General features: G+C 39.7%; 15 protein-coding genes and 2 pseudogenes. 12 read left to right on the forward strand and 5 right to left on the reverse strand.

Going from position 1 to position 12696, the window contains the following annotated elements; genetic code table 11:
* The first annotated feature begins 137 nt into the window (after positions 1-137).
* From A8708_RS05025 to A8708_RS36350, 11 genes and pseudogenes are all read left to right on the forward strand, one after another.
* Complete coding sequence (locus tag A8708_RS05025) at positions 138-413, forward strand: hypothetical protein (protein ID WP_068662426.1); 276 nt, start codon at positions 138-140, stop codon at positions 411-413.
* A 141-nt stretch (positions 414-554) separates the two neighbouring features.
* Entirely contained in the window at positions 555-803 is a 249-nt protein-coding gene (locus tag A8708_RS36025) for a hypothetical protein (protein WP_239696542.1), read from the forward strand.
* A 92-nt stretch (positions 804-895) separates the two neighbouring features.
* Positions 896-1432 carry a hypothetical protein gene (locus A8708_RS05035; protein ID WP_068662427.1) on the forward strand — a complete coding sequence of 179 codons (537 nt, stop codon included), beginning with the start codon at positions 896-898 and terminating at the stop codon, positions 1430-1432.
* A 253-nt stretch (positions 1433-1685) separates the two neighbouring features.
* Positions 1686-2324, forward strand: coding sequence for an immunity protein Imm33 domain-containing protein (locus tag A8708_RS36030; protein ID WP_204787469.1), 639 nt, complete (start codon positions 1686-1688; stop codon positions 2322-2324).
* A gap of 84 nt (positions 2325-2408) precedes the next feature.
* Entirely contained in the window at positions 2409-2756 is a 348-nt protein-coding gene (locus A8708_RS05045) for a hypothetical protein (protein ID WP_068662428.1), read from the forward strand.
* 191 nt (positions 2757-2947) lie between these two features.
* Positions 2948-3556, forward strand: a complete 609-nt coding sequence (locus A8708_RS05050; RefSeq protein WP_068662429.1) for a hypothetical protein — start codon at positions 2948-2950, stop codon at positions 3554-3556.
* A gap of 194 nt (positions 3557-3750) precedes the next feature.
* On the forward strand, positions 3751-4353 hold the full coding sequence (locus A8708_RS05055) for a hypothetical protein (protein WP_068662430.1): 603 nt from the start codon (positions 3751-3753) through the stop codon (positions 4351-4353).
* 142 nt (positions 4354-4495) lie between these two features.
* Positions 4496-4885, forward strand: a complete 390-nt coding sequence (locus A8708_RS05060; RefSeq protein ID WP_068662431.1) for a barstar family protein — start codon at positions 4496-4498, stop codon at positions 4883-4885.
* A gap of 122 nt (positions 4886-5007) precedes the next feature.
* Positions 5008-5772 (forward strand): WecB/TagA/CpsF family glycosyltransferase, encoded by a 765-nt coding sequence (locus tag A8708_RS05065; protein ID WP_338044179.1) that lies wholly within the window; start codon positions 5008-5010, stop codon positions 5770-5772.
* A gap of 145 nt (positions 5773-5917) precedes the next feature.
* Positions 5918-6355, forward strand: coding sequence for a hypothetical protein (locus A8708_RS05070; protein ID WP_068662433.1), 438 nt, complete (start codon positions 5918-5920; stop codon positions 6353-6355).
* Positions 6356-6431: 76 nt separating this feature from the next.
* Positions 6432-6692 (forward strand): annotated as a pseudogene (locus A8708_RS36350) (CPCC family cysteine-rich protein); the annotation flags it as partial.
* A 398-nt stretch (positions 6693-7090) separates the two neighbouring features.
* Here A8708_RS36350 and A8708_RS36355 read toward each other — a convergent pair.
* Both A8708_RS36355 and A8708_RS05085 read right to left on the reverse strand, forming a co-directional pair.
* Positions 7091-7335: pseudogene (locus tag A8708_RS36355) on the reverse strand (cupin domain-containing protein); the annotation flags it as partial.
* Between the two features lie 130 nt (positions 7336-7465).
* Positions 7466-8383 carry an AraC family transcriptional regulator gene (locus A8708_RS05085; RefSeq protein ID WP_068662436.1) on the reverse strand — a complete coding sequence of 306 codons (918 nt, stop codon included), beginning with the start codon at positions 8381-8383 and terminating at the stop codon, positions 7466-7468.
* 185 nt (positions 8384-8568) lie between these two features.
* Between A8708_RS05085 and A8708_RS05090 the strand changes: the two genes are divergently transcribed.
* Positions 8569-9984, forward strand: coding sequence for an MFS transporter (locus A8708_RS05090; RefSeq protein ID WP_239696544.1), 1416 nt, complete (start codon positions 8569-8571; stop codon positions 9982-9984).
* A gap of 155 nt (positions 9985-10139) precedes the next feature.
* On the opposite strand, the gene A8708_RS05095 is transcribed toward A8708_RS05090, so the two are convergent.
* From A8708_RS05095 to A8708_RS05105, 3 genes are all read right to left on the reverse strand, one after another.
* Entirely contained in the window at positions 10140-10835 is a 696-nt protein-coding gene (locus A8708_RS05095) for a DUF421 domain-containing protein (protein ID WP_068662437.1), read from the reverse strand.
* Between the two features lie 107 nt (positions 10836-10942).
* Positions 10943-11860: a hypothetical protein gene (locus tag A8708_RS05100; RefSeq protein WP_068662438.1), complete on the reverse strand. Its 918-nt coding sequence runs from the start codon at positions 11858-11860 to the stop codon at positions 10943-10945.
* 23 nt (positions 11861-11883) lie between these two features.
* Positions 11884-12567: a DUF7002 family protein gene (locus A8708_RS05105; protein WP_068662439.1), complete on the reverse strand. Its 684-nt coding sequence runs from the start codon at positions 12565-12567 to the stop codon at positions 11884-11886.
* Positions 12568-12696 lie beyond the last annotated feature (129 nt).

Below are 12696 nucleotides of genomic sequence, written 5' to 3' on the forward strand. Positions count from 1 at the left end.
TTTATAGGGAATATGGGATCGATGGTATTTGTGGTTATAAATATGACATCAGCGCTTTTTCTTTTAGAGACTTTGTTGATTTTTCAGAAGACTTAGGTGAATTTCTGGATAAATTCTATCAAGTAAGCGTCGGAGATATGGATGAAATTGATCCAGACGATGATGAAGCAATGGATGCACAGATGGAAGTTTCACATCAACATAGCGAAAATTTCAAAGAAATGCTAGTGAATGTTATAAAGCGACTAACACCTATTTTTGAAAAATTAGATAAGTCTATTGGTTTTATGGCATACATCCACCCCCACGACATTAACGCAAAGGATACAATGAAGTATATGCGTATGACAGTACCAGATGACGTATTTTACTCTAATTTTTCTGAGTTAAAAGAAGAAAATGCATTGCACTAGCTAGATATGATAGCACAATAAAGAGGGAGCAGATTGCCAAGGCAGCTGTTCCCTCTTTTCATTCAAGTAACGGGCAGAATAACGGAACTTACAATACTTGGAATCGTATGATTTATTAAAGACCAACAGTGTAGGTGGAGCATGACTAAACCGAATGTGGGAATAAGAATGGCTTGGATTATTCCAAATATATTAATGTACATTCTTTTCTTAGGTTTCTCTGTGTTTGTATTTGCGAATTCAGAAGGGCTAAAAGATATCAATCGACTCGGAATATGGTTTGTGATCCTTTTTTTTATTATTGTTAATTTCACTTTTCGGGTCTTACCGAATCTGGTCTTGGATACAAAAGGGGAAGTTGTAAATTCGATTATGATGAATGATAGTTAAGTATTTGAAAGGCTGCTGAGTGTATCCCTTCAGCCCGCTAACGGGGGCAGGATAGTTCCTATGTGGTATTATTTTTTGAGAGGTGATTATTAATGAGATGGCTACAAGGAGGACCATTTTTAGAACTTAGTTTTATATTTAATGAACCTACGAAAATTGAAAAAGTAATCACTAATCTGAATAATACTAACATTAAAATAGAAGTCCACAACTCGCCAGAATATATTCAGCAATTTTACGAGGGTTATCTATTTGATGAAAATGATCCCCAAAGTGTGATGATCCATCGAGTAGAAATCAACTTAACTGTGAAAACAACCCGACAACGGAGAGCTTTATTGTTTGTTGAAAAAATAAGTTCAGGTTTATTATCATTTTCAATGTGTTTTTTCGGATCTGAATATAATGCTCCAGAGTGGAATCAGACAGGTATAAGAGATGATGAACTTGATGAGTTTATCAGGTTATTAATCTCACTCTATAAAGAGTTAAAGTTTAGCGTGGGTGGTTTAGCATTTGAAGAAGATATGAAAGGTTTGTTTGATGTTAATGAAGCATGGCCAAATGAAAAATATAACTTCGCAAATCTTAATTTCAAAGATAACCTACATAAGTTCAGGCTATTCTAATAAATCAATCGTTAAATGAAAAGTTGCCTGAAGGACAGTACACCCTGATTGATAATACTTGCAAGCTCTATCGAAACGCTTTCAACTAACGAAGAACGATAGCTTAATAATCAAGGAGCAGATCGCCTCGCGGCAGCTGCTCCCTGGATTCGTTGATGGTGTTTAGTTTAATGACAAAGGAAAAGTGATATGAAACTAGAATTATTAGTCGACTGTTAACAAGACGAATTGATTTGATATGAGGAGAAAATGAATGATCGAATATCGCGGAATTGAAATTTTGTTTGAAAAAGGATACATTCGGACAAATGGACTGTATAAAATAATTGAAAAAGAGTTTATTATATCCATTAAAAAAAGGTTGCATGATGAGTATGTAGAGCTGATCAGATACCTAATTAATTACGTAATTGATGCTAATCCATTAATTAAGCCTGACCAAAACATTGCATACCATTCTTGGTTGGTAAAGTGTTATGAACTTTCTGAAGTATACTATGAGATATGGGAAGTCGAACACAATGGTGAAGGTTTTGGAGAAGGTGCAGACTATGCAATTAAAGTAGTCCAAGAACAAAAACAAGAATGTCAGGAACACGGGGCAACTCCGGAATTCCCCATTTTTAATCAAATGATAGTTATTTCTAAAGGTGTGTACGAAGGACTAGCAATCGATGCAGTGAGATATCCTTCACCAGAGCATATGTCGGGATGGTGGCTTACAACTGACATGTATGATGGTAACGTGGAATCTTTGATGACTGTTCATTATCACCATGTAGCATTTAACAGACCAGATCTAATCAAATATTTCGCTTTACCTTATGGATATAGATTGAATACTAAAGGGATAGAACATGATGTTTGGTTCGATCAAAACGCAATAAAATAACCATCTTTGTGCTTCAGAATTGGTCGAATACCTAACAGGGAAGATTGAGTTCGCTAAAATGCTCAGATAGTAAGGAGGCTTTACATGAGTCTTAAACTTGTACCGCTTTGTGTTCCAACTGGTTGGAAGGTAAGATTTAATGAATTTACTGATATAGATTCTGACTCATTTGTCGACGAGAATCATGAGCATGTGTGGGAATTTAAACAGGACCTCCTACAGTTTGTGTATGAAGAGAATCGCACGCTGGACTTAGGTTGGTATCCCGAATTCAATCCCGAAGGTAAATATAAGCTTGTGCTAATTGACTCGATGAACGAAATACAGCCCGACTGGGAAAATCCCACTTATGTCTTTGAGTCGAGAAAATCTAAAGAGATTATCGAAAAAATTGAATTCGTATTGAATGAGGTAAGTAAATGCAGGCTGTAAAACGCCGTATATTGAACTAACGGAAAACGTTTGTTCAATAATAATTCAGAACAAGGCTGCCGGCATGAATCGGCAGCCTCGTTCAAGTAACGGGAGGATAATGACAATCATAAATAGAAATAAATGGTGATCAATCAATAAATATCTCGATGATAGAAAAAAGTTCCAATTTAGAAGGGAATAACGAATAGATGGGTACTAAATTCGCAAATATTCAAGTAAGAACAAATGATATTGAACATGTAAAAAGTGCAATTGAGATATTTGGTCAGTCTTTCAAGGAAGAGAAGAAAGCTAGAAAAAGCGCACTTGCAAAAATGCTAGGACTTAGTCAAGCTTACGTAGGCATTTCTGGAGAAGTATATTATTTAGGGCAAATCACCTCAGATTGGACTATTTTGTTAAATGAAGAGTTCAATTGGGAAAGTATTGCTGATTTCGCAGCTGGGTTATCTAAGCACATAACTTTACCTCTGATTTCTGTTGGTTATTTTGATGATGATGTTTTTGAACTTAATGTGTTTAATAACGGACAACAAATTACAAAAATACTTGTTTCAAGTGAAGGATCTGCTGATGATTATGGATTGGAAATAACTAATGGTGACCTCATAGCCTTGTTGAATACTTTAGATATTAAAAGTGATGTGAAAGTATTGGAAAAGATACTCGGGTTTGATGTAATGGAATTAATAGACCCTCTTGAAAAAGAGTTTGATACAGTTCTATCTATAAAAGCCGATTGGTTTGATGATTTTGAAGAGGAAATTAAGTCCAAATTTCTAAGAATAAAATTGTAAAGAAAATAAACTACAAAAATGGCTGGACCAATTTATTAAACTAAAGCAGAACGATAGCAGAATAGAACCACAATGCAGCCAGAAGAACAACGAGGGCTGCTTTTTTCTTGAAGTAAACGGTCAGATAGTTTCAGCAATGTCGATGATAAATAATGATATACTTATTGTGAATTTAACGGTTAGGAAGTGATCTTTTGGGGGTAAATTTCTCTGCATCGTTTCAACATTCTTTTGACTACAAGTCAATACAGGAGTTTAAAGAGGAGCTCATTAAAGGAGTTAGATTCCCTAGAATTGTTCAATTTATTTTAAAAGTGAACGAAAATAACCCTCATTTAAGAATGGAATGGTCATTAAATCGTCAGCGAATAATTGAATCTTTGAACTTTGATCCGTTTGATCCAATAGCAATCGGTGATGAGGAATATATCGAGGTTAGCGGTCCTGGAGGTTTTGACTTCATATTTAATAAATATATGTGTGATTTTAATTCATGTTTTAGATGGTATAGTTTTTTGAAAGACCCAGAACTGCAATTAGAGCTTAGAAGCATATGTAAAGAAATAGCCGATTACTTTAGTTGTGACTCCACTATATATATTGGGGATAGTTACGGTTCATTAGATTATGTTTTTGAAGGCCGTGACATGGAGTACTACAAAGCTGATCTTATAAAAAGATTTGGTGAAGACCAAGCAAGATGTACATTAGAAGATCTATTAGATAAATCTGTTAAAGAAAACAAATCAGTTGGTTATTTTATAGATATTTTCAATGATCTAAAAAACTGGGAATAGTTTCAATAGCGCATACAGCATTAACCTAACGGAACACGATAGCGTAAAAAACAGGGAGCAGATGTCGCGGTATCTGCTCCCTTAATTCATCAAAGTAACGCGAGATTTGTTCAAATATGAATAAGGAATAGGGGGATTTCGAATGAGTAAGACATTCATTATAGATGGCAGTACAATTTCCAACTTTGAGGATTTCTGTAGAGAGTTTTCCGATGCTGTATTATCAGGGAAGCATAAATGGAATGGTAATTTAGATGCCTTTAACGATATTTTAAGCGGCGGATTTGGTGATATAGAGGACGATGAAACATTCTCAATCTTTTTGAAGAATTCCAGTAAATTAAAGGAAAGTTTAGGGTACACGGAGACAGTAAAGCTTCTTGAAGAGCGATTACTAGGATGCCATCCTTCAAATGTTCCCCTCGTTGCGGAAGAACTGCGACAAGCCAAGAATGGCGTAGGACCTACTATATTTGACTGGCTGCAGGAAATTATTTCAGACCACGAGCATATCACCATTATCCTTGACTAAGGGCACTCTCATTAAACTAAAGGGCAGTAGAGCGTGGTTTATACTTTCAACGGTTAGGCAGTTAAGAGTTATCCTGGAATACGAAGAGTAAGATAGTTTGGAGTAATCCTTTATGTTAAAATATGGTTAAAAAGCCTAAGGTGGATTCTATGAAGAACTGTTCGCAAATAATGGGGATTCCAGTTCCCAAAATAACTATGGAAGATACAGTCCATATTATTGACCAAGTAATAACCGAAAATAAAGCGGAACTGTTTCATGTGGTAACACTAAATCCAGAAATCACCATGTCTTGTCAACAAGAATTACTGCTTCGTACTATAATTGATGAGGCGGGCCACCTTACCGCGGATGGTGCAGGCATTGTCATGGTCTCTCGTTTAAAGGGAAATCCACTTCCCGAGCGTGTTACAGGATGTGATCTTCTATTCAGATTATTAGAGACGGGGGACAGAAAAGAGTGGTCATTTTATCTTCTGGGCGCGAATGAGATGACAAGTAAAATGGCAACAGAAGTAATAAGTAAGAGATACCCAAATGTATCTGTTTTGGGTAGACAGCATGGCTTTTTTGATCAGAAGGACGAGGCGCAAATTGTAGATGAGATTGCGACCTTGAGTCCCGATGTTCTAGTGGTTGCACTTGGAGCCCCAAAAGCTGAATTTTGGATACATAAGTTTAAAAACGAATTAAATGTTAGGGTTGCTATTGGCGTTGGAGGAAGTCTTGATATCATTGCTGGGACAGTAAAAAGAGCACCAGTTATATGGCAGAAGTTAAATGTGGAATGGCTTTATCGATTAATAAATCAACCATCTAGATGGAGAAGACAATTAATTTTACCTCGTTTTGTAATGAAAGCATTGTTATTTAAAGAAAATAATTAGTTATAAGGGACAAAAGCTTAATAAACATTTAGAGAAGGCTGCCGACAACAATAATAACGGCAGCCTTCTCAGCTAACGGGCAGGATAGTTCCAATAAATGGAGAAATTATTATGAAAGAATTCTGCGTATAGAGGACTGAGTAAAATGATAAGTACGATGTGGCAAACCATCTATAACAAAGCTAACAATCAAACAACACGTGAGGAAATTAATGAGTTGCTATCTTCACTTGAAGAAGAAAGATGTAATTTATCGGATGAGGAAATTACAGTTAAAGTGGGGTGTTTTATTCCCAGTCAAAGCTGTGAGGGGGCTGCGGACGGTTATTTAGAGCTGCTAGCTGCCATATCACCGTTTCGAACAAATATAACCCAAAACCTTCTTATCATCGCACTTCAGCCTATTTATTATATGGGATTTGAGGAGATAGAAAGTCTTTGTCAGTATATAGCCGCTGTCGCAAAAGATGGACGTTATTTAAACAATGATCAGCAAAAAGTGCTCTCGGATTTGGCCACAAAAAAAACACTTATCGAATCTGCCTTTACTACGATGCTTCAGTTTGAAAAAACATATCAATAAAGCATCAAAAAAGAGAAGCACGATGACGAGTTATTAAGCTAAAGGGAGAGTTTAATTTTATAAGAGGAGTAATTTCATGACTAAATATACTTGTCCGTGTTGTGGGTACAAAACCTTTGATGAGGAACCACTTGGAACATATGATATTTGCGACGTTTGTGATTGGGAAGATGATGCTGTTATGAATGAAAACCCAGATTATTGGGGCGGTGCGAACGCTGTATGTTTGAGACAAGCACAAAGAAACTTTATAATTTATGGGGCTAAGGAAAAGAAATATTTAGACAACGTATTTCCAAGAGACGCTTACGAACAAGACCTTTCATGGAAACCAGTGTGGGGAAATGAACCAAAGTTAGATGAAGCGAAACTTGCGGAAATACAAATCGACGGCAATGTAATAGATAAAAAGTTTCAGGAATGTCACATCGGAGATGTCGATGATATATGCAAGGAAAATTCAAATAGAATCACTAAATAAAAGCTGACAGACTTTTGATCAGCTCTTTTTTTTTATATAATAATAATTGGGCAGGGGGCGGCGAAATCGGAATACATTCTTGTCATTTATCGGAACAAATTCTTGTCATCCGACAGTAATCGTTAATAATACTGGAGAACAGTCTCCAAAGACATATGTATAAAATACGGATTTTGTGAATAAGTCAAAATGAAATGCCTCTGAGCACATCCAGCCCAGATTATATTGGCACTAACACTTATCCTTGCCTATTGAATACAGTAAACCAGCTCACTGGCGTTCTGATGAATATGCGGCTCAACTACATTCGATGTCGGGCAGAGATACAAACATTGCCCAGCGTATTGAGTTGCTGAATACCCAAGGCGTTAATATAATTGTTCGTATCTTTTGTGAATGTACGATTGTTCTTCAGATCGTAGAAATACACTGTACGTTTGGAGAATTGAAATCCATTTAGGATACGGCCATACGCTCTTCCTCCCGATTGTTTTTCCATCTTTACCCAATCCTATTCCGATGTATGTTGTCCCTTTTTCGCTAAGAAAAAGCTCCCTAATTGCAAACGTTTTTTACGCGATTTCATTTAACCGGCTTCCTTACGTCGTTTAGACCCGACTAGCAGTTTTCTAACTGCTCTCGAACGCTTCCGGAATTGGTTTTCTATGAAATGCTTTGATATCTTGCAATGGAGGTAGTCCGAAGAGTCTGCGGTACTCCCGGCTGAATTGTGCCGGGCTCTCATAGCCAACTTCCAACGCGGCGGCTGTGGCATTCACGGAGCCATTCAACATGAGCCTTCTGGCTTCTTGAAGGCGGAGCTGCTTCTGATACTGCAATGGAGCCATCGTCGTGACAGCTTTAAATTTATGATGAAGTCCTGAGACACTCATCTTGGACGATTTCGCTACCTCTTCGATTGAGAAGGTTCTGTTGTAATTTTCTTTTATCCATTCAATGGCCTGACCTATCCCTTCATTCTGCTGGTCCATGAAGGCTCGTTGGACAAACAAGTGCCCATAATCTCCCGTAAGTAAACGAAAAATCATCTCACGCTTAATCAGCGAGGACATAAAACGGATTTCCGCTTCCGGCTTGCCCCGCAGCTCCACTAGCTTGATGAATAAGAGCTGCAAATGCTCATCAGACTTGCCTACATAGGCGCCAGGGCTCAACTTCCCGTCAAGCGGTTGCACGTGAATACCGGCATCCGTCATAACAGAAGTAATTTCTTCTGTCGTTATATCAATTCGTAGTCCAATATACGGTGATTGCCGCGTAGCGCCGACGACTTGACCGGAGGCTGGAATATCAATTAACGAAACCAAATAATCACCTGCACTATAGTAGACCGTTTCCTCACCGAGATGAAGTTTTTTGGACCCTTGTAGAATTAGGCAAAAAGACGGTGTCAGAACGCCTGGGATAATTGCCGTCGGACGGTTACGTCGAATCAGCGAAAAAAAAGGTATGGAGGTCTCCGTACGACCCTCTCTAAGATTAAATGAGCCTACATAACTCAATAATTGTTCTAATTCTTTCCCCAAAGGATTATTCCTCCATTCGTATTCCTTATCTTATTATAAGGCTTTCTTCTAGGATCGCCAACCTATTTATACAACTAAGAAAAATCGAATTTGTAGTATTGTGCAATTTTTCGGCAGAAACGAGCTACTTCCTGACTCGGATTCGCGTCATAATAACGCTATACCTTGAAAGGGAGGAATTCCTCTTGAATGAACATTCGAAACGAATTATTTTGGCGATGATCGTCACCTGTCAGTTGATGATGGTACTCGATGCTTCCGTGTTGGTCACGGCAATACCCGAAATTGGCCGTACACTCCACCTGTCCACGGCGGCTTTGACTTGGGTACAAAACGCTTATATCTTAGCGTTCGGAGGTTTCCTGTTGATTGGAGCCCGAGCTGGTGACATCCTAGGCAGAAGAAAAACATTCAGCGTTGGGATTACATTGTTTTCAGTTGCCTCCATGCTAGCTGGCATGGCACCCTCCGCGACGCTTCTGCTGGTGGCTCGCGCAATGCAAGGAATAGCTGCAGCGATCGCAACGCCGTCTGCACTCGCCTTATTGTCCGTTAGCTTCTCGGAAGCCCGCGAACGCTCGAAAGCGATCGCCGTCTACAGCGCTGTAGCGGGAGCCGGCGGCAGCGTTGGTTTAATCGTCGGAGGACTGTTGACAGATCTAATTTCTTGGCGCGCCGGTATGTTCCTCAACGTACCAATCGGTATCGCTTTGCTGCTTATGGTGCCTCGTTACATGCAGGAAACGGAGTCGAAATCGGGTCGACTTGACATCATGGGAGCCATGACCTCGGTGATCGGCATGACGGCTCTAGCATTCGGTTTTGTTGAGGCAGCTTCTGCCGGCTGGGGGACGCCGGAGGTATGGGGCTCTCTCGCTCTCGGAAGTATCTCACTTGCGGCTTTCGTGTGGATTGAGGCAAGGGTGAAAGAACCGATCACTCCTCTACGTCTGTTTGCAAGTCGCACGCGATCTGGAGCCTATTTAGGTAGACTGTTGCTTTTGTGTGGGAATTATCCAATCTTTTTCTTCGTCCCACAATTTCTACAAAACGTCCTTCATTTCAATTCTCTGGAGGCCGGACTTGCGATCATGCCGTTCACGGTCATACAGTTTGGGATGATGTATGCCATGCCTTCTCTTGTAACCCGGTTCGGGAATGCGAAAGTATTAATCATCGGATTACTAATCGCGATCACAGGAACAAGCTGGTTGAGCATGCTTTCAGCTGATTCTAGCTATTTCACTCATTTGTTTCTCCCTTTAATCGTCATGGGGTGTGGTGCGGGGATGATCTTCCAGCCCTTCACAACTCTGGGGTTGTCTGATGTTGAAGCTAAGGATGCAGGAGCTGCATCAGGACTCGTCAATGTTGCTCATCAGACAGGCGCATCACTCGGTCTCGCGGTACTGATTGCCGTCTTCGAGGCTGTGAATCGTCAGGCTGTTCCTTCGACTACGTCTTTCACCCATGCAATCTCCGTCTCGATTATGGGTTCAGCCGTTTTCTTGACGGCTTCTCTCCTAGCGGTGTTGATCTTACTCCTGCCCGCAGATAGAGCGCAACGTACTGCCGCGGCTGCATTGCGTAAAGTATCTTAATGTGTTGCCACAACGAAATCTGGGAGCAGATCTATGTGACGATCCGCTCCCTATTATTGTAAAATCATGTGAATAAGTCTATTAAAACGACTCAAGGTGGAAGAAAAGGAATGTAATCCTTGACTTCCACCTTTATTTTTTATTTCCGGATTAAATTAAGCTTTTTTCTTCTCCTTAAGCTGATAATACAGACCGCTCGAATCCGACCACTCCGCGAAAAGCACGCACTCATGATCCGCAATTCCACTAAGTTGCAAAAGCTGGTCAACCCATTTCCGGTCTCGCCCTAAGCGCTTCAATGTGTCTTCATTGATGCTGCCGTTTTCAATAATGTAGGCGGGAAGGCTGACGCCGCCCTGCCGTTCTGTGACGTTGCCGATGTGCTCTTCCGGGTTCTTCTGGCGCAGTACACTGATGCTGCCGTTCGTCTCGAACAAAGCATAGGCTACTTCACGCAGCGAGAATATATTATTTTCCCGAAGCAACATCCCTAATTGGGCGAAATCGAGATTGTTGCGTTTCATCGCTTTGAAGTCGACCACGCCGTCACAGACAATCAAATCTGGCGTTCCAGCGGCATATCGAGATATTTTGGGGAATAGTGCAATAAACTTTTCTAAACCTAGTGCTAGAATCGTCCAGATAATCAGTGCGAAAACAAGATGGCTAAGATGAATCTCATCATCATAAATCGTATTCCCGACCAATTCACTGAGCATTAATGAAGAAACGAAATCAAAGGCAGTCAATTGAGAAATCTCTTTCTTGCCCAGTAGCCTAGTCATGATTAGAAGACCTATCAGAGCGACCGTAAGCTTGACACCGATACTTACATAAAGATTGGAATCCATCTTCATCTTTCCCTTCGGTTTAAGGACAACTTCGCGTTGCATCATCTTTTCATTTTAGTATAACATGAAGTTGGATGATGCCGTACGAATTTACGGCCACTCATAGATCATCTCATTTTTATCATCGCTTGTTTATTTCTTATTTGGCGATAGGCTGCTGACATACCCAACAAAACTCCTGTAGTGACAAAGACACCTATTGGAAATGCCCAGCTCCCCCATTCAGGAGCGATCAGTGGCATTAAGGAGACACCGAATGCAACAGGTACAGGTGTTTTAAACAACATGCAGAGAATGAGTGTGATCAGCACGTTGATTACACCAACCCAAACGATTGAACCGGGCAATACATGATAGACGCTAACCGCAAAAAGAGCAGTAAGTGTCAATACCACTAACCGAGATGGTATCATTTTCCAATTAAATTTTTCTGTATGAAAAACCTCGAATATGAGGGCAAACACAGGTGGAACCAAGATAACTTCTAAGTTAGTTGCAAATGCCAGTCCGATCCAAAGACATAAAATGATGCTAATGATAACCGTTTCCGTTATATTCCGAATATTTTGCGCACCACTGGGAGTCAACGTATCTGGTTTCCTCCATTTATAAGCGACTAACATAATTACAAAAGTAAAAACAGCTGTCGTCATGGCAAAAACATAGTCATGCAAACCTAAAAAAATTGGCAGCAACGCAGCTGGTATAGTTGGTCCAAAATTGACACGAAATAGGTGCATGAGAACAACTATAATGACAAAAGCTAGCCAAAGTTTAGATAGAGTTGTTAAGGAGAACCCATTTAGGGCAGTACCTAGGAATGCTGCTATTGTTGGGGAAAGCCACAGGTGAAGAGGCTTCTTCATCCAATGGGGAACTGGAAATACCATCACACCCATAGCCATACCAGCAATTTCTGGAAAGAGAATTTCTTTTTGTTGCAGACTTACTGAACCAACTAGCATGAGAATAATTAGCATGTATCCGGATAAAAAACCTCTCGATTTCAACGTTTTCCAGATCATTTTGTAGCTCCCCTTTCCCAACCCTACATTAAAAATCCTTGTATAGTCTGTGCATGTTCCTTCCAATTGTCATTCATTACGCTACGATTATCACAATACACGGTTTGAAGATAGCGACTCAGATTCGTCACTTTTCCTTCGACAAGGACTTCACGTATCTCAGATGGTTTTGTAGGAACATCATTTCGATGCACAACCTCAAATTGGTTTATTGGTAAAAACATTCCCAAACTTTTTCTATATGACGTGCGAGTTGGGTAACGAGGTGAGCTTCCCGAATCGTACTTTGTCAATTTAATACTGTCATAAAAGTCAGTCATCAACGACTGAGCATCTAATTGAAGGATAGCGAAATCTTCATTTGGTTCTCTTTTTGAGTAAATCTCTAGCATTTTCTTACAATCTCGTTGCGTTGGCCAGAAAAATACATGCTTATCCACATACTGGTGAAATTCCAGATGAGTGGTGTCGCTAGCCATTACCTGATCGGCAATCTTTAAATGCGCGTTTGCTACAAAAAGATGTCCATGAAATTGAATATCTCTCCTCACTTCTCTCCTTGCATCCGATAACTGAGGATTTACCTGATTACAAGAATACAAGGCATCGATATGTGAGATAGAAGGCAAATTTCGTGCCCGTGTAAAGTGAAATAATGACTTCCTCATTGAACTTTTCGTAATTTTATTTACAATGAAATCGTTCATAGCAGCTGGATACCTCTTATTTATTAAAAATCTTTGGACTGTTTAGTATCTGATGAATAGATTTCGATTATCCGACAATCAATACTTATCTATTAAAAGGTTAGTTAATCAGGACCTAATCGGATATAT

This window comes from Paenibacillus oryzisoli (genome assembly GCF_001653565.1).
Lineage (GTDB): Bacteria > Bacillota > Bacilli > Paenibacillales > NBRC-103111 > Paenibacillus_E > Paenibacillus_E oryzisoli.

Coding starts and splice junctions, on each gene's coding strand:
- A8708_RS05100 (WP_068662438.1), bottom strand. CDS start 11,860: ATGATCTGGAAAACGTTGAAATCGAGAGGTTTTTTATCCGGATACATG.
- A8708_RS05060 (WP_068662431.1), top strand. CDS start 4,496: ATGAGTAAGACATTCATTATAGATGGCAGTACAATTTCCAACTTTGAG.
- A8708_RS05045 (WP_068662428.1), top strand. CDS start 2,409: ATGAGTCTTAAACTTGTACCGCTTTGTGTTCCAACTGGTTGGAAGGTA.
- A8708_RS05105 (WP_068662439.1), bottom strand. CDS start 12,567: ATGAACGATTTCATTGTAAATAAAATTACGAAAAGTTCAATGAGGAAG.
- A8708_RS05095 (WP_068662437.1), bottom strand. CDS start 10,835: ATGGATTCCAATCTTTATGTAAGTATCGGTGTCAAGCTTACGGTCGCT.
- A8708_RS05065 (WP_338044179.1), top strand. CDS start 5,008: ATGGTTAAAAAGCCTAAGGTGGATTCTATGAAGAACTGTTCGCAAATA.
- A8708_RS36025 (WP_239696542.1), top strand. CDS start 555: ATGACTAAACCGAATGTGGGAATAAGAATGGCTTGGATTATTCCAAAT.
- A8708_RS36030 (WP_204787469.1), top strand. CDS start 1,686: ATGATCGAATATCGCGGAATTGAAATTTTGTTTGAAAAAGGATACATT.
- A8708_RS05070 (WP_068662433.1), top strand. CDS start 5,918: ATGATAAGTACGATGTGGCAAACCATCTATAACAAAGCTAACAATCAA.
- A8708_RS05035 (WP_068662427.1), top strand. CDS start 896: ATGAGATGGCTACAAGGAGGACCATTTTTAGAACTTAGTTTTATATTT.
- A8708_RS05050 (WP_068662429.1), top strand. CDS start 2,948: ATGGGTACTAAATTCGCAAATATTCAAGTAAGAACAAATGATATTGAA.
- A8708_RS05025 (WP_068662426.1), top strand. CDS start 138: ATGGATGAAATTGATCCAGACGATGATGAAGCAATGGATGCACAGATG.